19 protein-coding genes are annotated in these 20,195 nt (G+C 68.4%); 13 read left to right on the forward strand and 6 right to left on the reverse strand.

The window, feature by feature from the left end; genetic code table 11:
* Positions 1-131: 131 nt before the first annotated feature.
* The gene (aceA, locus tag ACFW0G_RS12500) at positions 132-1,409 is read left to right on the forward strand and encodes an isocitrate lyase (RefSeq protein ID WP_378325139.1); all 1,278 of its coding nucleotides are present in this window, start codon (positions 132-134) and stop codon (positions 1,407-1,409) included.
* Positions 1,410-1,481: 72 nt separating this feature from the next.
* Complete coding sequence (aceB, locus tag ACFW0G_RS12505) at positions 1,482-3,089, forward strand: malate synthase A (RefSeq protein ID WP_378325140.1); 1,608 nt, start codon at positions 1,482-1,484, stop codon at positions 3,087-3,089.
* 149 nt (positions 3,090-3,238) lie between these two features.
* Here the strand turns inward: aceB and ACFW0G_RS12510 are convergent, their stop codons facing one another.
* The gene (locus ACFW0G_RS12510) at positions 3,239-3,784 is read right to left on the reverse strand and encodes a TetR/AcrR family transcriptional regulator (RefSeq protein WP_378325141.1); all 546 of its coding nucleotides are present in this window, start codon (positions 3,782-3,784) and stop codon (positions 3,239-3,241) included.
* A 90-nt stretch (positions 3,785-3,874) separates the two neighbouring features.
* Here ACFW0G_RS12510 and ACFW0G_RS12515 point away from each other — a divergent pair, with 90 nt between their 5' ends.
* Both ACFW0G_RS12515 and ACFW0G_RS12520 read left to right on the forward strand, forming a co-directional pair.
* Positions 3,875-4,333: a nuclear transport factor 2 family protein gene (locus tag ACFW0G_RS12515; protein WP_378325143.1), complete on the forward strand. Its 459-nt coding sequence runs from the start codon at positions 3,875-3,877 to the stop codon at positions 4,331-4,333.
* Positions 4,334-4,414: 81 nt separating this feature from the next.
* Entirely contained in the window at positions 4,415-5,206 is a 792-nt protein-coding gene (locus ACFW0G_RS12520; protein ID WP_378325144.1) for a class I SAM-dependent methyltransferase, read from the forward strand.
* 7 nt (positions 5,207-5,213) lie between these two features.
* On the opposite strand, the gene ACFW0G_RS12525 is transcribed toward ACFW0G_RS12520, so the two are convergent.
* Positions 5,214-6,467, reverse strand: a complete 1,254-nt coding sequence (locus tag ACFW0G_RS12525; RefSeq protein ID WP_378325145.1) for a glycosyltransferase family 4 protein — start codon at positions 6,465-6,467, stop codon at positions 5,214-5,216.
* 180 nt (positions 6,468-6,647) lie between these two features.
* Between ACFW0G_RS12525 and ACFW0G_RS12530 the strand changes: the two genes are divergently transcribed.
* Entirely contained in the window at positions 6,648-8,438 is a 1,791-nt protein-coding gene (locus tag ACFW0G_RS12530) for a glycoside hydrolase family 2 protein (protein ID WP_378325147.1), read from the forward strand.
* On the opposite strand, the gene ACFW0G_RS12535 is transcribed toward ACFW0G_RS12530, so the two are convergent.
* The 3 genes from ACFW0G_RS12535 to ACFW0G_RS12545 are packed head-to-tail and all read right to left on the reverse strand — an operon-like array spanning position 8,407 to position 11,196.
* A complete protein-coding gene (locus ACFW0G_RS12535) occupies positions 8,407-8,895 on the reverse strand; it encodes a glutathione peroxidase (RefSeq protein WP_378325149.1) in 489 nt (162 codons plus the stop codon). The genes ACFW0G_RS12530 and ACFW0G_RS12535 overlap by 32 nt on opposite strands.
* 19 nt (positions 8,896-8,914) lie before the next feature.
* Positions 8,915-10,426 (reverse strand): 1,4-alpha-glucan branching protein domain-containing protein, encoded by a 1,512-nt coding sequence (locus ACFW0G_RS12540; RefSeq protein ID WP_378325151.1) that lies wholly within the window; start codon positions 10,424-10,426, stop codon positions 8,915-8,917.
* Positions 10,423-11,196, reverse strand: coding sequence for a methyltransferase domain-containing protein (locus ACFW0G_RS12545; RefSeq protein ID WP_378325153.1), 774 nt, complete (start codon positions 11,194-11,196; stop codon positions 10,423-10,425). The genes ACFW0G_RS12540 and ACFW0G_RS12545 overlap by 4 nt, the downstream gene beginning before the upstream one ends.
* A gap of 86 nt (positions 11,197-11,282) precedes the next feature.
* Between ACFW0G_RS12545 and ACFW0G_RS12550 the strand changes: the two genes are divergently transcribed.
* Positions 11,283-11,708 (forward strand): hypothetical protein, encoded by a 426-nt coding sequence (locus ACFW0G_RS12550; RefSeq protein WP_378325208.1) that lies wholly within the window; start codon positions 11,283-11,285, stop codon positions 11,706-11,708.
* Here the strand turns inward: ACFW0G_RS12550 and ACFW0G_RS12555 are convergent.
* Complete coding sequence (locus tag ACFW0G_RS12555) at positions 11,686-12,534, reverse strand: DegV family protein (protein WP_378325154.1); 849 nt, start codon at positions 12,532-12,534, stop codon at positions 11,686-11,688. The genes ACFW0G_RS12550 and ACFW0G_RS12555 overlap by 23 nt on opposite strands.
* A gap of 241 nt (positions 12,535-12,775) precedes the next feature.
* Here ACFW0G_RS12555 and ACFW0G_RS12560 point away from each other — a divergent pair, with 241 nt between their 5' ends.
* The 7 genes from ACFW0G_RS12560 to mnmA all read left to right on the forward strand — a co-directional run bounded on the left by ACFW0G_RS12560 (position 12,776) and on the right by mnmA (position 20,162).
* Complete coding sequence (locus ACFW0G_RS12560; protein ID WP_378325156.1) at positions 12,776-13,561, forward strand: electron transfer flavoprotein subunit beta/FixA family protein; 786 nt, start codon at positions 12,776-12,778, stop codon at positions 13,559-13,561.
* 26 nt (positions 13,562-13,587) lie between these two features.
* Positions 13,588-14,547 (forward strand): electron transfer flavoprotein subunit alpha/FixB family protein, encoded by a 960-nt coding sequence (locus ACFW0G_RS12565; protein ID WP_378325157.1) that lies wholly within the window; start codon positions 13,588-13,590, stop codon positions 14,545-14,547.
* Positions 14,548-14,723: 176 nt separating this feature from the next.
* Entirely contained in the window at positions 14,724-15,506 is a 783-nt protein-coding gene (locus ACFW0G_RS12570) for a GNAT family N-acetyltransferase (protein ID WP_378325159.1), read from the forward strand.
* On the forward strand, positions 15,503-16,384 hold the full coding sequence (locus tag ACFW0G_RS12575) for a lysophospholipid acyltransferase family protein (protein ID WP_378325160.1): 882 nt from the start codon (positions 15,503-15,505) through the stop codon (positions 16,382-16,384). Before ACFW0G_RS12570 ends, ACFW0G_RS12575 begins: the two co-directional genes overlap by 4 nt.
* Positions 16,385-16,447: 63 nt before the next feature.
* Positions 16,448-17,812 (forward strand): MFS transporter, encoded by a 1,365-nt coding sequence (locus ACFW0G_RS12580; protein WP_378325162.1) that lies wholly within the window; start codon positions 16,448-16,450, stop codon positions 17,810-17,812.
* A 64-nt stretch (positions 17,813-17,876) separates the two neighbouring features.
* On the forward strand, positions 17,877-19,067 hold the full coding sequence (locus ACFW0G_RS12585; RefSeq protein WP_378325163.1) for a cysteine desulfurase family protein: 1,191 nt from the start codon (positions 17,877-17,879) through the stop codon (positions 19,065-19,067).
* Between the two features lie 3 nt (positions 19,068-19,070).
* The gene (mnmA, locus tag ACFW0G_RS12590; protein WP_378325164.1) at positions 19,071-20,162 is read left to right on the forward strand and encodes a tRNA 2-thiouridine(34) synthase MnmA; all 1,092 of its coding nucleotides are present in this window, start codon (positions 19,071-19,073) and stop codon (positions 20,160-20,162) included.
* The last annotated feature ends 33 nt before the right edge of the window (positions 20,163-20,195 follow it).

A 20,195-nucleotide genomic window follows, 5' to 3' on the forward strand; every position in this document is an offset into this window, starting at 1 on the left:
CCTTCACAGAAGCGTACGGAAGCTTCGCAGAAATTGGCAAATTGGAGACCTGGACCGGATTTTCCGTGGCATGCCAAGGTCACGGCAGGAAAGGCGAGCAATCGCAAACTTCGCAACACCAGGAGACTTCGATGACTGAGCAGGCCAAGCAGGCGGCCGAGGAGCTGGCCAAGCAGTGGGAGACCGACCCCCGCTGGGCAGGCGTCCAGCGGACCTACTCGGCCGCCGACGTGGTGAAGCTGCGCGGCAGTGTCGTCGAGGAGCACACCCTGGCCCGCCGCGGCGCCGAGAAGCTGTGGAACCTGCTGCACACCGAGGACTACATCCACGCGCTGGGCGCGCTCACCGGTAACCAGGCCGTCCAGCAGGTCCGCGCCGGGCTGCGCGCGATCTACCTGTCGGGCTGGCAGGTCGCCGCCGACGCCAACCTCGCCGGGCAGACCTACCCGGACCAGAGCCTCTACCCGGCCAACTCGGTGCCCGCCGTCGTCCGCCGCATCAACAACGCGCTCGGCCGCGCCGACCAGATCACCTGGGCCGAGGGCAACACCGACATCGACTGGTACGCCCCGATCGTCGCCGACGCCGAGGCCGGTTTCGGTGGCCCGCTGAACGCGTTCGAGCTGATGAAGGGCATGATCGCGGCCGGCGCGGCCGGCGTGCACTGGGAGGACCAGCTCGCGTCCGAGAAGAAGTGCGGCCACCTCGGCGGCAAGGTCCTGATCCCGACCAAGCAGCACGAGCGCACCCTGAACGCGGCCCGTCTGGCCTCCGACGTGCTGAACGTGCCGACCCTGGTCGTCGCCCGCACCGACGCGCAGGCCGCGACGCTGCTCACCAGCGACGTCGACGAGCGCGACCAGCAGTTCCTGACCGGCGGCCGCACCGCCGAAGGTTTCTACGAGGTGCGCAACGGCATCGAGCCGTGCATCGAGCGTGGCCTGGCCTACGCGCAGTACGCCGACCTGCTCTGGATGGAGACCTCGGAGCCGGACCTCGAGGTGGCTCGCAAGTACGCCGAGGCCATCAAGGCGAAGTTCCCGGACCAGATGCTGGCCTACAACTGCTCGCCGTCGTTCAACTGGAAGAAGCACCTGGACGACGCGACGATCGCGAAGTTCCAGCGCGAGCTCGGCCACATGGGTTACAAGTTCCAGTTCATCACCCTCGCCGGTTTCCACGCGCTGAACTACTCGATGTTCGACCTGGCGCACGGCTACGCCCGCGAGGGCATGACCGCCTACGTCGACCTGCAGGAGCGCGAGTTCGCTTCGGAGAACCGCGGCTACACCGCGACGAAGCACCAGCGCGAGGTCGGCACCGGCTGGTTCGACCAGGTCGCGACCGCGCTGAACCCGGCCAGCTCGACGACCGCGCTCAAGGGTTCCACCGAGGAAGCCCAGTTCTGATCCTGCCCGGTTGCTCGTGGTGCGGCCCTTCCCGAGGGGCCGCACCACACCGGCCACAACGGAAGGTGTGTCATGTTCGACAGCCTCACCCACCGCGTCGAGGTCGCCGGGCCCGCCGGTGACCGGTTCGCCGAGATCCTCACCCCCGCCGCGATCGACTTCGTGGTCAAGCTCGACAACGCTTTCGCCGGTCGCCGCAGCGAGCTGCTCGACGCACGCCGCACGCGCCGCGAAAAGCTCCAGTCCGGTGAGCAGCCGCTCGGCTTCCTGCCCGAGACCCACGCCGTCCGCAACGACTCGACGTGGCGCGTGGCCGAATCCGCGCCGGGGCTCGAGGACCGCCGCGTGGAGATCACCGGGCCGACCGACCGCAAGATGACGGTCAACGCGCTCAACTCCGGCGCGAAGGTGTGGCTGGCGGACTTCGAGGACGCGACGTCCCCGACCTGGCACAACGTGATCGACGGGCAGCTCAACCTCTACGACGCCATCCGTCGCAACATCGACTTCACCACCGAGGCTGGGAAACGCTACGTCGTCGGCGACGAGCCGGCCACGATCGTCGCCCGTCCGCGCGGCTGGCACCTGGTGGAGAAGCACATCCGCATCGACGGCCGCCCGGTTTCGGCGAGCCTCGTGGACTTCGGGCTGTACTTCTTCCACAACGCGAGGCAGCTGATCGCGCGCGGCAGCGGCCCGTACTTCTACCTCCCGAAGCTGGAAAGCCACCTCGAAGCGCGGCTGTGGAACGACGTTTTCCTGCTGGCGCAACGGGAACTCGGGATCCCGCGGGGCACCATCCGTGCCACGGTGCTGATCGAGACGATCACCGCGGCGTTCGAAATGGACGAGATCCTCTACGAACTCCGCGAGCACGCAGCCGGGCTCAACGCGGGCCGCTGGGACTACATCTTCAGCGTCATCAAGAACTTCTCCTCGCACGGCGCGGACTTCGTGCTGCCGGACCGCGCGCAGGTCACCATGACCGTGCCGTTCATGCGGGCCTACACCGAACTGCTGGTGCGCACCTGCCACAGGCGCGGCGCGCACGCGATCGGCGGGATGGCCGCGTTCATCCCCAGCCGCGACCCGGAGGTCAACGCCACCGCGCTGGAAAAAGTCCGTCAGGACAAGGAACGCGAGGCAGGCGACGGGTTCGACGGCTCGTGGGTGGCGCACCCCGGCCTGGTCCCGGTGTGCCGCGAAGTGTTCGACACCGTGCTCGGCGGCTGGCCCAACCAGCTGGGCAAGCTGCGTGAGGACGTCGACGTCACCGCCGAGGACCTGCTCGACGTCGCGAGCGCTGGCGGCGAGGTCACCGAGGCCGGGGTCCGCGCGAACATCAACGTCGCGCTGCGCTACGTCGACGCCTGGCTGCGGGGCACCGGTGCGGCCGCGATCCACAACCTGATGGAGGACGCGGCCACCGCGGAGATCGCGCGGTGCCAGGTGTGGCAGTGGATCCGCAACGGCACGAAGCTCGAGGACGGGACCGTGCTGACGCGTGAACTCGCGGTCGAGTTCCTGGACGACGAACTGGCTTCGGTGCGCGCCGACCTCGGCGAAGGTACCCGGCTCGACGACGCCTACGCGATCTTCACCGAAACCGCGCTGGGCGAGAAGCTGCCGAGCTTCCTCACGACGGGCGCCTACGCGCGGTACCTCACCGACCTTCGGTGAGCACGGCTGTGTCGATGCGCTCTCGCCGGTAGAGAGTGTTTCGCGCTCCGGCCGTCCTTACCTGACGAAGGGCGGCCGGGTTCCACATCGGTTTGGGACGGTGTGGCCGAGCGAGCCCGGTGGCGGAGGCTCCCCGCCACCGGGCTCGCTCATGTCCGGCGCTTCTTTTGCGCCTTGAGCAAGACCGCCGCCGCTTGGTGCGCCGTCGCCGCTTCCCCGGCGTCGCCACTGATAGCCGCGAGGACCGTCGCGCCCTCCATGAGCGAGAAGAGCTGGTCCGCGAGCGGAGGATCGGGCACCAGTTCACGGATGTACGCGCGGACTTCGTCTTTGTGTTTGCGGATCGCCGCGAGGACCCCGGGTGAGGGTTCACCGAACTCGCCGAACGAGTTGATGAACGCGCATCCCCGGAAGTCCGGCTCGCGGAACCAGTCGTAGAGCCACTCGAACACCGCCAGCGGATCGTCGCCGTGCGCGCGCACGAAGGTGCGCAGCGAAGCGCGCCAACGCTCGTCGCGTCGCAACAGATAAGCCTCGACGAGATCGTCCTTCGACGGGAAGCACTGGTACAGCCGCTTCAGGGACACGCCGGAGCGTTCGCGTACGGCATCCATGCCGACAGCCTGTATGCCGTGGGCGTAGAACAACGTCTCGGCGGCTTCGAGGAGCCGTTCGGTCGCTTCCGCGGGATCCATGTCACCTGCCTCTGGCGTGGAGAACGAACGTTCTCTACTGTAGCCCACAGGAGGAGAACGGACGTTCTCCACTGCTGGAAAGGAGATCCGATGACGTCACGCCCACCGTTCCCGCCCTTCGACGAGGACACGGCTCGCCAGAAGGTCCAGGCCGCCGAAGACGCGTGGAACACTCGTGACCCCGAGCGGGTCGCGCTCGCCTACACCGAGGACTCGGTTTGGCGGAACCGTGACCGGTATGTCGTGGGGCACCCGCAGATCGTCGAATTCCTGACCGAGAAGTGGGAACGGGAACTGGATTACGCGCTGCGCAAGGAGCTGTGGGGCTTCCGGGGGAACCGGATCGGGGTCCGGTTCCAGTACGAGTGCCGCACCGCCGACGGCCGGTGGTACCGCAGTTACGGCAACGAACTGTGGGAGTTCAGCGACGACGGGCTGATGAGCCGTCGTGAGGCGAGCATCAATGACGTGCCGATCGCGGAGGCCGACCGCCGGATCCACGGCCCGCGGCCGAAATCCGACCACGGGCTCCTGCTTCCGGTCTTCTGACCGCGGAAGCACTCAGCCGAAAGCGCTCAGCCGAAAGCGAAAAAGCCCGTCGCCGAAGCCTCGCCACGGCAGGCTGTGTGCATGAGCCTGGGATTCGGCGGCGAGGTGACCGAGTTCTATCACCGGTATCGGCGAGGTTATCCGCCCGCCGTCTTCGACGCGCTGACCGAGGTGTTCGGATTGTCCGCCGCCGATGTCGTCCTCGACCTCGGCTGCGGCACCGGCCAGCTGGCCCGTCCGATCGCGGCGCGGGTCCGCGCCGTGCTGGGCATGGATCCCGAGCCCGACATGCTCGTGCGGGCACGGCGCGCGGCGCTGGACGAGGACGTGCGCAACGTGACGTGGCTGCTCGGCGGCGACGCCGACGTCCCCGCCCTCGGGGCCTTGCTCGGTGGTGATCGGCTCGGCGTGACCACGATCGGCCAGGCCCTGCACTGGATGGAATCGGCCCCGTTGTTCCGCGCGTTGTGGCCGTTGTCGCGTCCCGGTGGCGGTGTCGCGGTGGTGACGAACGGCGAACCGTTGTGGCTCCAGGCCACCCCGTGGTCCCGCGCGCTGCGGGACGTCCTGGAGGGCTGGCTGGGCACACGGCTCACGCGCACGTGCGGCACCGACGAGGTCAGCCGCGAGCGCTATCGGGCAGAGCTGGCCGCCGCCGGATACCAGGTCGACGTCCGGACCATCGAGTACGCCGGGGACCTCGACGTCGACACCATCGTCGGTGGCGTTTTTTCGGCGATGAGCGTCGACCGGCTGCCCGCGCCGGAACGACGTGCGGAGTTCGCCGCTCGCGTCCGCGAGGCGCTGGCGCCGCACATGCCGTTCGTCGAATCGGTGCGAGTCCGCCTGCTGACCGGCCGAGTGCCGCGATGAGCGCGGCTCAGACTCCGAAGGCGTTGCCGGTGGCGATCTTCGGGCGGCCCAGCTCGGCCGGTTCGCCGGGGCGGGCTCGCCGATAAACGGCGACGGTCGCCTCGGCGATCCGGTTCCAGTCGAAGTCCGCGGCCAGCCGGGACTGCGCGGCCAGCGCGCGGCGAGTGGCCGCGTCGCCGTCGCTCAGTACCGCCTCGACGGCGTCGGCCAACGCGGTGACATCGCCGGGCGAGAACGCCAACCCGGTCTCGCCGTGCACGACGACCTCACCGAGCCCGCCCGCCGTCGAAGCGACGAGCGGAGCTTTCGCCGCTGCCGCTTCGAGTGCGACGATGCCGAACGGTTCGTACCGGCTGGGCAGCACGACGGCGTCCGCCGCGGCCAGCACGGCACGCAGGTCCCGATCGGAAAGGTGCCCGACGAAGTCGACCGCACGCCGCACCCGCAGCCGCCGCGACTGGTCGACCAGCTCGTCGAAGTGTCGCCCTTTTCCGGCGACGACGAGCCGCGTGCCCGGATGCTCGCGGCGGATCCGCGGCAACGCCGAGAGGAGGTCCTGAACACCTTTTTCCCATTCCAGCCTGCCGAAATACAGCAGCAGCGGCGCGCCGTCCGGGCTGTAGACCTCGCGGGCGCGGGCGATCTCGCCGGCCGGGACCTGCCAGCTGCGCTCCTCGATGCCGTTGTGGATCACCGTGACGTCCGCGCCGTCGATCTCGAAGAGGTGCGCGACCTCCGCGCGCATTGCCTGCGAGCAGGTGATCAGCGCGTCCGCGCGGTTCGCGAGCCACCACTCGACCGAGTGCACCTGCTGATTCAGCGGATGCGACAGCCAGCCCGAGTGCCTGCCCGCTTCGGTCGCGTGGATCGTGCCGACCAGCGGGACCCGCGCGGCTTCGGCGATCGCGATCGCCGGGTGGGTGACCAGCCAGTCGTGGGCGTGCACGACGTCGGGCTGCCAGCCGCGCAGCAGGTCGTGCGCGGCGCGGATCATCGCGTGCCCCATCGCCAGCGTCCACGCGACGAGGTCACGTTCGAAGGTCACGTGCATCGGGTCCTCGGCGACCCGGATGATCCGCACGCCTTCGACCACCCGGTCGGTGCGCGGATGTGTTTCCGCGTCCGTGCCCGCGGTGTGCCGGCACAGCACCACGACCTCGTGACCCTGCCGGGCGAGATGGCGGGCAAGCGCGTGCACGTGCCGTGCCAGGCCGCCGACGACCACGGGCGGGTACTCCCAGGACAGCATCAGCACGCGCATGGGAGGAGGTTACTCGCGAGTTGGCCCCGCCCGGACGCCCCCGCCGCATGGTTCGACAGGCCGAGCGGGTTTGGTACACGGTGTTAGCTGGGAGGGCCGCGAAGGGGGTTCGGGCCGGAACGACGAATATGTGAAATAGGTCACCCGCTGCTCAATGAATCTCTGCCACCATTGGAGGCGATGACTTTTCTCGAGCGCGTGGACCCGCCGCTGTCGACGCCGTGGACCGCTCAGGTCGGGCCCGGCGAGGTTCTGCCCGACTACCCGAGGCCCCAGCTCACCAGGCCACGCTGGCTGAACCTCAACGGCGTCTGGGAGTACGCCGGATGGCCGGTTTCCGGCGACGAGCCGCGGCCGTCCGGCTACGGCGAACGCATCCTGGTGCCGTTCCCGCCCGAATCGGCCCTCTCCGGAATCGGCAGGCACGACGAGGTTCTCTGGTACCGGCGTGTGTTCGAAATCCCGGAGGACTGGCGGGGCGGGCGGGTGCTGCTGCACTTCGGCGCGGTCGACCAGTCGGCGACCGTGTGGGTGAACAACCAGCGGGTCGCCACTCATGAGGGCGGGCACACCGCGTTCAGCGCGGACATCACCGACGTCCTCCGCGCGTCCGGTTCGCAGGAGCTCACCGTCCGGGCCGAGGACCACACCGACACCGCGACCTTCCCGGTCGGTAAGCAACGCAACGACCCGAGCGGCATCTGCTACACGGCGGCGTCGGGAATCTGGCAGACCGTGTGGCTCGAACCGGTGCCCGCAGCGCATGTCAGAGCACTCGAAATCACGTCGGACCTCACCAGCTTCACGGTATTACCGCAGGTCACCGGTGGTGCGCGGGTCGAGATCGTGGCATCGCCGAATTCCGGCGACGACCAGGTGCGTGCGACGGGCGAGGTCGGCGAGCCGGTGCGCGTCGCCATTTCCCGGCCACGGCTGTGGAGCCCCGAGGATCCCTTCCTCTACGAGCTGACCGTGCGCCTGCTCGACCGGAACGGCGATGTCCTCGACGAAGTCGGCAGCTATGGCGGTCTCCGCACCGTCGAGGTCGTTCCCGGTGCCGATGGCCGCCCGCGGATCGCTCTCAACGGCCGCGTCACGTTCGTGCACGGCCCGCTCGACCAGGGTTACTGGCCGGACGGGATCTACACCGCGCCGACCGACGACGCGCTGCGCTTCGACCTGGAGCGCACCAAGGAACTCGGCTTCAACTCCGTCCGCAAGCACGTCAAGGTCGAACCGGCCCGCTGGTACTACTGGACCGATCGGCTGGGTCTGCTGGTCTGGCAGGACATGCCCTCGCTGACCGTGTCCTTCGACGGCCCGCCCGGCCCGGCACCGGATCCGGTGCCGGAAGCGAAAGTGCGGTTCGAGGCCGAACTGACCGAGATGATCACGCAGCTGCGTGGGATCACCTCGATCATCGGCTGGGTGCCGTTCAACGAGGGCTGGGGCGAATTCGACACCGCGCGGATCGCGGAGTCGGTGAAGAAGCTGGATCCGGGCAGGCTGGTCATCGCCAACAGTGGCGTCAACTGCTGTTTCTCCAGACCCGACTGCCTCGTCGGCGACGTCTACGACGATCACACCTATGTGGGCCCCGGCGAGCCGCCGAAAGACGACGAGCGGGTCGTCTTCGACGGCGAATACGGCGGCCTCGGGCTCGTCCTCGACGAGCATCGCTGGCCGGGGCCGCCGCAGGCGTACGAAATGGCGACGACCGCCCAGCAGCTCACCGAACGTTACGTCGAACTCAGCGAGCGGCTGGAACGGCTGGCGCGGGAAACCGGCTTGGCCGGGGCGATCTACACGCAGATCACCGATGTGGAAAACGAGGTCAACGGCTTCCTCACCTACAACCGCCGGGTCGTCAAACTCGACCTCGCGACCGTCGCCGCCCGCAACCGCGCGGTGATCGCGGCGGGCAGCGCCGGTGCGGACGTCAGTTCGGCAGGGCCGCCTCAATCGCCTTGACGAGGGCTTCGTCGCCAGGTTCGGTGCGCGGGCGGAACCGGCCGAGCACCGAGCCGTCGGCGCCGACGAGGAATTTCTCGAAGTTCCACTGGACATCGCCTGCCGAGCCTTCGGCGTCGGCGGTGCGGGTCAGCTCGGCATAGAGCGGGTGCCGGTTCTCGCCGTTGACCTCGATCTTTTCGCACAGCGGGAACGAGACGCCGTAAGTCGTCGAGCAGAACGTCTGGATCTCCTCGGCGGTGCCGGGCTCCTGCCCGGCGAACTGGTTGCACGGGAAGCCGACGACGGAGAATCCTCGGTCGCCGTACTGCTCCTGCAGCCGCTCCAGTCCGGTGTACTGCGGGGTCAGCCCGCACTTCGAAGCGACGTTCACCAGCAGCAAGGCCTTGCCGCCGAGTGCGCCGAGTGTGGTGTCCTCCCCGGCGAGGGTCTTGAGCGGAATGTCCCGGATCCCCATGGTGCCCCTTCCTTCGTGGTCAGCGCTTCTTGAGCGCCCTGGCGTCGAGATGACCGAACGGGTTGTCGTCGCCGCGGAATGTCGACGCGAGTTCGTGTGCCCGAGCGCGGTCGCCTTCGCGCAACAGCGCTGCCAACGCGTCGAACCGTTCGATGTGGACACGGGCGCGGCGTCGCGCGTAGTCGGCGGCGGAGTCCTTGGTGACCATGAACGCCCAGTCACTCGACAAGGCGAGCATCGCTTCGGCGACCGCCTGGTCGGCCACGGTGTCGCGGGCGGTACTGTCCACGGTTTCGACGAGATCGAGCAGCCTGTGCTGGAGCGCGGTGTTGGCGGTGACCATGTCGGCGACCTGCTCGCCGTCCCAGACCCGCCAGTCCTTGCCCGAACCCCAGGACGACGCGGGCAAGTCGATGGGGCTGCCGAGATGTCCCGCCTCGATCGCGCCGCGCAGCGTCGTCACCCGGACCCCGGACTCGGGCAGGGCCCGTAGCACGCCTTCCAGCCAGGCCGGGCCTTCGTGCCACCAATGTCCGAACAGTTCGGTGTCGTAGGCGGCCACCACCAGCGATTCACGACCGCGCAGGTCCTTCAGTTCGCGCAACCGCGTGACCACGGTGTCCACGAAGTCCTTGACGTGCAGCCCCAGGACGTCGGCGGCGAGCGCGGGATCGTAGGGCGCCTTGTCGGGCGGCTCGATCTGCTTGCCGGTGACACGAGACGGCTTCAACCCGACTTCGTGTGCCCAGGTGTGGAAATCGCGGTAGGCGGCATGTCCGGGGTAGCCCGCTTTGGGGGACCAGACGCGGTAGGTGACTTCGAGATCGCGGCCGAAGCAGACGACGTCGGAGTCACCGACCGTGCGCGCCGACGCCGTGTCGCCCCGCAGCGACGGGCCGTCCACCATGAACCGGCGGACACCCGCGGCCGCGTAGTCTCGTTCCATGCCGGGCGCGTAGCCGCACTCCGGCGCCCAGATTCCTTCCGGACGGCGGCCGATGCGCAGTGCGGTGTCGTCGAGGCCGCCGCGCAGTGCGAACTCGCGCACCCGCGGCTCCAGCAGCGGCTGGAACGGGTGGGCCAGTGGGCCGCCGAGCAGTTCGATCGTGTCACTGTCCACAAGGGAACGCAGAATCGGCGAAAACCCGTGGCGCCACCGAGTTTCGAGTTCCGTGGTGGCACGGGTGGCGGTGCGGTGCTCGGCCGCTGCGAGTTCGCGCAGGAGCGGGTCGCCACGCCACAGTGTTGCCGCGTGCTGCGCGCGCAGCTGCCAGTGGCCGAGCCAGTCGTGGCATGCCGAGATGCAATACGGATCGTCGAGCTGAGCGGCCAGCACCGGCGTCATGCCGAGTGTGAGGACGTCGCGGCGGCCCTCCTCGGCGAAGCGGTGCAGCAGGTCCACCATCGGCAGATAGGAATGCGCCCATGCCTGGTAAAGCCATTCCTCGCCGACCGGCCAGCTGCCGTGATGGGCGAGCCATGGCAGGTGGCTGTGCACCACCAGGCAGAAGGTGCCCTCGTACTCGCTCACCGGCGCACCGCCACGGCAACCAGGTCGAGACTCGCGTCGAGGTCTTCGCCGTGGATGACGAAGTCCTCGGCGCGAATGGCTTCGACGTCCGCCAGCAGCGCGGGCGGCCAGGTCGCCTGCCCGGGCAATTCGCCCATCACGACGTCGAGCTGGGCGTCGATGATCGAGCCGCCGTAACGCGCGTCGAGCGCGCGGAGTGGTTCACCATGGTGCAGACCGTGCAGTGTCTCGACCTCGAATCCCGCATCGGTCAGCAGTGAGTCCATTTCGGATGGTGCGAGTTCCCTGGTGTGGAACGGATTCAGCGGAGTATCGCTGTCCGGGGTGAAGGTCAGGCGGTTCGGGGTGGTCACCAGTAGCCGCCCGCCCGGTATGAGCACACGACGGCATTCGGCGAGGAACCCGGCCTGATCCCAGAGGTGCTCGATCACCTGGAAGTTCGCCACGACGTCCACCGAGGCGTCCCGCAGCGGCAGGAACGCGAGGTTCGCCCGCGCGATCGTGACCGCGGGATAGCGGCGGGCGACGTGCTCGGTGGTCGGCTGGTCGTAGTCGAGCGCCACCACACGCCGGGCGTGCTCGGCGAGGAGACCCGCTCCGTACCCTTCGCCGCACCCTGCCTCCAGGACTGTCGCACCCGCGCAGTGGGGGAGCAAGGCGAAATACGCGGCCTCATGACGCCGGAACCAATAATTCTCCTCGGCGATGCCGGGGACGGTTCGCTCGCCGGTGAGGTGCAGCGCTTCGGCCCGGGTGGCTGGGGTGGTCACGCTCGCGACCCTAGCGGGTGACCTGGCCGGAACGGGCAGGACAGCAGGCGATGTCACGTCTTGGTGAGCTGTCTTGTCCATGGGGTATGCAATGGACCTTCACACGTGTACTTCTCGTGATCTTCGGTGCGATCGAGGCCGGTGTCGGCCTGTGGCCGCTGGTGTCGCCCCTGGGCTTCTACCAGGACTTCCCGGGACTCCGGCGGGGTTGGGTGGCGATGGACGGCGCCTTCAACGAGCACCTCATCCGCGACTTCGGCGGGCTGAACCTCGCACTCGCCGCCGTCCTGGTCGGCGCGGCGGTGATCGGCACGGCGGCGGCAGTCCGTCTCGCCGGCGTCGCGGCGCTGCTGTTCGGCGCGCCGCACTTCGCGTACCACCTCGGCCACCTCGCCCATTTCGAAGCGCTGGACCAGGTCCTGATCGTGGTGACGACGGCGCTGGGCGCGCTGGTGCCGCTGGTCCTGATCCTGCTGCCGGGACGGCGGATCAAGCCACCGGAGACACCGTGATGCCGATGGCGCCCGGGCCGACGTGGGCGCCGATGACGGTGCTGGCCTCGACGAGCATGGCCTCGCCGAGGCCGGCCACCCGCTGCCGGAGCGCTCCGCCGATTTCGTACTCTCGCTCGTCGGGCCCGCCGAAGCGGGTCACCGCGACGTCCACCTGCTGGGTGCCTGCCGTCTTCACCGCCAGGTCGACCAGCTTGCTCAACGCGCGTTTGACGCCGCGCGCCCTGGCCGCCGGGGAGACCTCGCCCCCGGTCACGGTGAGCAACGGCTTGATCGACAGCGCTGTGCCCAGCATCGACTGTGCGGCGCCGATACGGCCCCCGCGGCGGAGGTACTCCAACGTGTCCACGTAGACGAGTTCGGTACTGGTGCGGAAGCGGCGTTCCGCCGCTGCGATCACCCGGTCCACCTGAGCGCCCGCCGCGGCGGCGCGGGCGGCGGAAACGGCCGCGAAGCCGAGGCTCATGCCGAGCGTCCCGCTGTCGAGGATGTGCACGGGGATGCGCACCTGCTGGGCGGCTTCGCGGGCGGCCTCCAGCGTCGCGGACATGCGCCCCGAGATGTGGACGCTCACGACGGCGGACGCGCCACGGGCGGCCGCGTCCTGATAAGCCCAGAAGAACGCGCCGGGATCCGGCGGTGTGGTGCTGACCGGGGTTCCGGCGCGCATCGACTCGATGAGTTCGACGCGGTCGAAGCGGTGTTCGTCGTCGAGATGGTCGCCGACGTGCAGCTGGATCTGGGCGACACCGATGCCCCAGCGGGCGGCGAGCTGCTCCGGCAGGCACGAACTCGAGTCCGTGATGACGGCGATGGAGGCGGACATGGTGCCGGAGGTTAACAATTAACCACCTACTCCGAGTAGGCCGCCGTTCGCCCGATCGGCGGAGCGGTCCACGATATGGGGCAACCCAAAACTACCGGGACGATCGTCCAGCTAGTTTGCTCATCCAGGTGAATGCCGTCACCTCGCCGGGTCAGGCGCGCCGGATGGCTCTAATCTACCGGCCAGTAGAGCACTGTCCCGTGGCCGACGCCGGCCACTACCGGGAGGTCGAAGAAGACCCATGACGAACATCGTTGTCCTGGTCAAGCAGGTACCGGACACCTACTCGGAGCGGAAGCTCTCCGGCGCCGACCACACCCTTGACCGTGAATCCGCCGACGCCGTGCTCGATGAGATCAACGAGAAGGCCGTCGAAGAAGCCCTGAAGATCAAGGAAGCCGGCGAGGGCGAGGTCACCGTGATCTCGGTCGGCCCCGACCGCGCGACGGACGCGATCCGCAAGGCGCTGTCCATGGGCGCCGACAAGGCCATCCACGTCTCCGACGAGGCGCTGCACGGCTCCGACGCCATCGCCACCGCCAAGGTTCTCGCGGCCGCCATCGCGAAGGTCGGCAGCTACGACCTGATCATCGCCGGCAACGAGTCCTCCGATGGCCGCGGTGGCGCTGTCCCCGCGATCCTCGCCGAACTGCTCGGCCTGCCGCAGCTGACCTACGTCCGCGTGCTGAACGTCGAGGGCACGGCGGTGAAGGCCGACCGGGAGACCGAGGACGGCATCACGCACCTCGAGGCGAACCTGCCCGCGCTGGTCAGCGTCGGCGAGAAGATCAACGAGCCGCGCTACCCGTCGTTCAAGGGCATCATGGCCGCGAAGAAGAAGCCGGTCGAGACCCTGACCATCGCCGACCTCGGCATCGACGCGGGCGAGGTCGGCCTTGGCAACGCCTGGTCGTCGGTCATCGAAGCCTCCCCGAAGCCGCCGCGCACCGCGGGCGAGAAGGTCGAGGACGAGGGTGACGGCGGCAGCAAGGTCGCCGAGTACCTGGTCGGCCAGAAGCTCATCTGAGACAGGTTTCGAGGAGGAATAGGGAAATGGCTGAAGTACTCGTCCTCGTCGACCACGTCGACGGTGAGGTCAAGAAGGTCACGCTCGAGCTGCTGACCGCCGCCCGCGCCCTCGGTGAGCCGTCCGCGGTCGTCGTCGGCCCGACGGGCTCCGCGGCGAAGGCCAAGGAAGCGCTGGCTTCGCACGGTGCCGCGAAGGTGTACGTCGCCGAGGGTGACGACGCCACCGGTTTCCTGGTCACCCCCAAGGTGGACGTGCTGGCCAAGCTGGCCGAGCAGGCCTCCCCGGCGGCCGTGCTCGTCGCGGCCGGTGCCGAGGGCAAGGAGGTGGCCGCGCGGCTCGCCGTCCGGCTGGGCTCCGGTCTCCTCTACGACGCCGTGGGCGTCAACGGCGACGGCAGCGTGGACCAGTCCATCTTCGGTGGCGCGTTCTCCGTGAAGTCCAAGTCCGCCAAGGGCGCACCGGTCGTCTCGGTGCGGCCCGGTGCGGTCGAGGCGGAGGCCGCCGAGGGTGCCGCGGCCGAGGAGACCGTCGAAATCCCGGCCGCCGACCCGGCGAAGTCCGCGCGGGTCACCGGCGTGGAGCCGGTGGTGGGCGGCGACCGGCCGGAGCTGACCGAGGCGTCGATCGTCGTTTCGGGTGGTCGTGGTGTCGGCTCGGCGGAGAAGTTCGATGTCGTCGAGAAGCTGGCCGACTCGCTCGGCGCGGCCGTCGGCGCTTCCCGCGCCGCTGTCGACTCCGGTTACTACCCGGCGCAGTTCCAGGTGGGCCAGACCGGCAAGACCGTGTCGCCGCAGCTGTACATCGCGCTCGGCATCTCCGGCGCGATCCAGCACCGCGCGGGCATGCAGACCTCGAAGACGATCATCGCGGTCAACAAGGATCCCGAGGCGCCGATCTTCGAGATCGCCGATTTCGGCGTCGTGGGCGATCTGTTCAACGTGGCCCCGCAGCTGACCGAGGCGGTCGAGAAGCGCAAGGGCTGAGCTCTCGCCGAATCGATTCGAAGGGCCCTCCGGGATGGTTCCCGGAGGGCCCTTCGGCATCTTCGGGTGAGCCATGGACCTGAGAGAACCCTGAGAACCCGCAATTCACTGAACGTGCACTATTCGGTCACCGGATGGCACTCCTCGCGGTTCTTCCCGCCGGGTACACCTTGACCATGACGACGTCACAGCTCCTCGTCAGTACTGACCAGGCGGGTGTCGAGGTTCCGGCCGGTGCACCCAGGTACTCCTTGCTCGTCGCCCACGGAAATGACGAAGTCGTCGCCGCTCAAAAGCTGCGATACGAGGTCTTCGCCGAAGAAGTCGGGGCGAATCTCAATACCCTCCAGGCCGGGCTCGACGTCGACTACTTCGACGAGTTCTGCGACCACCTCGTCGTGCGCGACGACAACACGGGCGAAATCGTCGGTACCTACCGGATGCTGCCGCCCGAGCGCGCAGCACAGGCCGGGAAACTCTACTCCGACAGCGAATTCGACCTCACCGCGATCAACGGGCTCCGGCCGTCGTTGGTCGAGACCGGACGCTCCTGCGTCCATTCCGAGCACCGCAGTGGCGCTGTCGTGAGCCTGGTGTGGGCCGGGATCGCGCGGTACATGCTGCTTTCCGGGCACCGTTACCTCGCCGGCTGTGCATCCGTGCCGTTGACCGACGGTGGAAGCTTCGCGGCCGGTGTGTGGGATGTGTTGCGCGCCAAGCACTACGCCGACGAGTCGGCCCGCGTCACCCCCTTGCAGCCGTGGCTGGACGAGGGGATCGCGCGTCCCGCACGCTCGCTGCTCCCACCGCTGATCAAGGGTTACGTCCGGCTCGGCGCCAAGGTGTGCGGCCCGCCCGCCCACGACCCGGACTTCGGTGTCGCCGACTTCTTCGTGCTGCTCGACCTGCACAACGTCGATGAGCGCTATCTCAAGTTCTTCCTCGGGGCTCAGTTATGAGCCATCCCTGGATGCCCACTTCTCCGTGCGGGGACGGCTGTCTGACCGAAGGCGCACGGACGGTGGCGTTGCCTCGTCGAGTGGTGCGGTTCACCGCGGCGATTGGTGTTGTCCTCGTGGCGGTGCTGAGCGCCCCTCTGCTGCTCGTTCTCCGCGGGAGTGGCAGGGAACGACTGATCAGGGCGGTGTTCCGCGGGGTGTTGCGCGCTTTCGGCGTGAAATTGGTATTACGCGGGGCAGAAGGATTTCTGGCGGCGCCGGCGGGGCGTGGGGCGTTGGTCGTGAACAACCACATCTCCTGGTTGGACATCGTGGCGATCAACGCGCTCCGGCCGATGCGCGCGCTGGCGAAGCGCGAGATCGCGGGCTGGCCGGTGCTCGGGAGTCTCGTCTCTCGTGGCGGAAGTATTTTCCTTGACAGGGAAAGGCTTCGCACGTTGCCGGGGACGATGGACGAACTCGCCGCCGCCTTGCGCTCCGGGTCGTTGGTGAACGTGACCCCCGAAGGCACCACCTGGTGCGGGCTGGCCTCCGGCAGGTTCACGACGGCCACCTTCCAGGCCGCGATCGACGGCGGGGTACCCGTGCGTCCGATAGCGTTGCGGTACCGGCTCGCCGACGGCAGGGAGACCAGCCAGCCGGCGTTCATCGGTCCAGAGTCCCTTGTCGCTTCACTTCGCCGGGTAGCCGCCTTGCGGGGGCTGGTGCTCGAGGTGCATGTGTGTCCCGAGATCGCACCTGGACGTGCGTCGAACCGTCGCGAGCTGGCGTCACTGGCGGAGGCGGCGGTGCATTCGGCGCTCGGCACGGTCCGCATCCCGGTACAACGTCGCAAGTCGGCTCGTGTCTCGGCGCCGAGGCGTCCGGTGAACAGCTGATCCAGCGCCCCTTGCGGTGCGCGTCTTGACCTCCACTGAGCTGGAGGTTGCAGGCTGGCGATCATGAGCCGGACGATCGAAGCGCCCGCCCGCCGCAGTGTGCTTTGGGCGCCTGAACGCAGGCTGACCACTGCCGCGCTGCTGCTCGTCGTCACCTTGGTCGCGTTCGAGAACATGGGCGTCGCCACCGCGATGCCGACGCTCGTGGCAGAGCTGCGAGGGCTTTCGCTCTACGCTTGGCCGTTCGTCACGTTCTTGATCGCCAGCGTGGTCGCCACCGTGTTGTCGGGCCGGATAGGCGACCGTCGTGGCCCGGTCCCCGCGTTGCTGGCCGGTCCTGTCCTCTTCACCTGCGGACTGATCGTGGCGGGCACCGCGACCGGGATGCCGTTGCTGCTCGTCGGCCGGGCGTTGCAAGGGTTCGGGTCGGGGCTTCTGCTGGTCTCGGTCTCCTTGCTCATCGCCCTGACGTTCACTGACCGGGAACGGCCGGTCATCTACGCCGCGAACGCGGCGGCGTGGGTGCTGCCCGCGGTCGTCGGGCCGTCATTGGCGGGCGTGATCACGGTGAGTGTCGGGTGGCGCTGGGTCTTCCTCGGGCTGGTCCCCCTGGTCATCGTGGGTATCGCGATGCTCCTCGTCGTTGCTCGCCGGTTGCCGCCGCATGTTCCCGCGGCCACTGGACGGCAGGCCGGTGTGATCACCGCGGTGGTCGCCGCACTCGGGGTAGCCGCCTTGACCTGGGCTTCCCAGCAACGCTCGCCGTACGCCCTCATCGTGGGAGCAGCCGGGCTTGTCGTCTTGGCATACTCGCTGCGCAAACTCCTGCCGAAGGGCACCTTGACCTCCCGTCCGGGGCTGCCGACGGTCGTGGCTTCGCGGGCGCTCCTTGCCGGTGCTTACGCCGGTATGGAGGCCTACCTGCCATTGACGATGAGTGCGGTCCATGGCTATGGCCCCGCACTCGCCGGCTTGCCACTGACCATCACGGCGCTTGGCTGGTCGGCGGCGTCCGCGGTGCAGGGAAGGTTCGTCGACTGGTCGAGAGAAGCGTCGCTCCGAGTCGGGTTCCTCCTGGTCACAGCGGGTCTTGTGGGGTTCGGGCTGGTGTCCCAGCCACTGTTCCCGGCATGGATCGCCTTCGTGGTCTGTGCGGTGGGCGGGGCAGGGATGGGAATCGCGATGCCCGCTGTCTCGGTGCTTCTGTTGCGGTATTCGCCCGAAGGGGAGCGGGGGTTCAACACCTCGGCGATGCAGCTTGCCGACTGGGTGGGATCCGCGTTGCTCATCGGCCTGGGCGGAGTCCTGCTCGGCCTCATAGCGTCGGCGCAGCGTCCCTCGCCTGCAATGGCTGTGCTCAGTGCGGTGCTCATCGCGCTCGCCGCACTAGGGGCTCGTTTGACAGGCCGCTGGCCGACGAAGGTGTGACAGCCCACTCTGACTGCGAGGGTGGGCTTCGTCACCCGCTGAAGCGGACTACCCTGAAGGGGCGATGACCTACCTCGACCACGCGGCGACCACTCCCATGTTGCCGGAAGCCATAGCGGCGATGACCGAGGCGTTGCCCACCGTGGGCAACGCCTCAGCGCTGCATTCCTCGGGCAGGCGCGCGCGGCGGATTGTCGAGGAGGCCCGCGAGACGATCGCCGAGGCGCTGGGTGCCAGGCCGTCGGAAGTGATCTTCACCGGAGGCGGCACGGAGAGCGACAACCTCGCCGTCAAGGGGATCTACTGGGCGCGCCGAAACGAGCGGTCCGAACGGCGCCGCGTGCTGTGTAGCACGGTCGAACACCACGCGGTCCTGGACACGGTCCAATGGCTCGAGGAGTACGACGGAGCGGAGATCACCTGGCTTGAGGTCGACAGCCAGGGTCGTGTCTCGCCTGAGACGCTGCGTTCGGCTATCGCCCGGGAACCGGAGTCCGCGGCACTGGTCACGGTCATGTGGGCCAACAACGAGGTGGGGACGATCAATCCGGTCCCCGAACTCGCGGCAGTTTGCGCGGAATTCGGTGTGCCGCTGCACACCGACGCGGTGCAGGCGGTCGGAGCGATCCCGGTGGATTTCGCCGCCAGCGGAGCCGCGGCGCTCAGTCTCACCGGGCACAAGCTCGGCGGTCCCTATGGGGTCGGCGCACTGCTTCTCGGCCGGGACACCGCTTGTGTGCCACTTCTGCATGGCGGTGGCCAGGAACGCAGCGTCCGGTCCGGCACCCTGGACGTACCGGCGATCGTCGGTTTCGCGGCTGCTGTGCGTGTGTGTGTCGAAGCGCAGGAAGAACAGGCCAAGGCGCTCACTCATCTCCGTGACGGGCTCATCGAGGCTGTGCTTCGCGAGGTGCCGGACGCGGTGCTCAACGGTGGTGAGGACAACCGGCTGCCTGGGCATGCTCACTTCACGTTTCCGGGGTGTGCGGGCGATAGCCTCCTGATGTTGTTGGATGCCAAGGGAATCGAGTGTTCGACGGGTTCGGCCTGTACGGCCGGGGTCGCCCAGCCGAGCCATGTACTGCTGGCTATGGGTGCGGACCCTGTCGCCGCCCGTGGCTCGTTGAGGTTCTCGCTCGGTCACACCTCCTCCGCGGCTGACGTTGCGGCGCTCGCCGAGGAGATCGGCGGCGTCGTGACGCGTGCGCGGCAGGCGGGGCTGGCCGGGATGCGTAAGCAGAAGCAAGAGGTGTAGGGCATGCGAGTACTGGCTGCGATGAGTGGGGGAGTGGATTCGGCGGTCGCCGCGGCACGCGCGGTGGACGCCGGCCACGACGTGGTCGGCGTCCACCTGGCGTTGTCGGCGAAGCCGGGCACCCTGCGTACCGGCTCGCGGGGTTGTTGCACGATCGAGGATTCGCACGACGCCCGCAGGGCTGCCGATATCCTCGGGATACCGTTCTACATCTGGGATTTCGCTGAGCGCTTCACCGAAGAAGTAGTGGAGACCTTTGTCGGGGAATACGCCGCGGGGCGTACCCCCAACCCGTGCGTCACCTGCAACGAGAAGATCAAGTTCGAGGCCCTGCTGGAGAAGGCCATGGCACTTGGCTTCGACGCGGTGGCGACTGGCCACTACGCCCGTCTGACAGTGCATGACGGCGTTCCGGAACTGCGCCGCAGCGCCGACGAGGGCAAGGATCAGTCCTACGTTCTCGCCTCGTTGACTCCCGAGCAGCTCAGTCACGCGATGTTCCCACTCGGGGACTCCTGGAAGTCCGACGTGCGAGCCGAAGCGGAGCGCCGTGGCTTGTCCGTGGCGAGGAAGCCCGACAGCCACGACATCTGTTTCATTCCGGACGGCGACACCAAGACGTTCCTGGAGAAGCGGTTGGGCCAGCACCCGGGCGACCTTGTCGACGCGGAAACCGGAGCAGTGCTTGGTCGGCACACCGGCGTGCACGGATTCACGGTGGGGCAGCGCAAAGGCCTTGGGATCGAGGCGCCCGCGCCTGACGGCCGGCCGCGGTACGTGCTGTCGTTGGAACCCGTGTCCGGCACGGTCAAGGTCGGCTCCGCGGCAGGTCTGGGAGTGCGGGTGATCGAGGCGGATCGTCCGATCTGGCCCGGCGGACGGCCACTGCGCGGCCCGACCGAATGCGTCGTCCAGGTGCGGGCTCATGGCGGCATCGTCGATGCTGTAGCCGAAGTCGACTCCGACCAGGTGACGGTCCAGTTGCGGGAGCCCTTGCGTGGCGTCGCACCGGGACAGGTCGTCGTTCTTTACCGTCCCGATGCCGTATCGGGTGATCTTGTCCTCGGGAGCGCGAAGATCTCGGGTACTCGCTGATCTCGCGCAGCGGTAGCACGGACAACAGGAGCC

The organism is Amycolatopsis sp. NPDC058986 (genome assembly GCF_042741125.1).
GTDB lineage: Bacteria > Actinomycetota > Actinomycetes > Mycobacteriales > Pseudonocardiaceae > Amycolatopsis.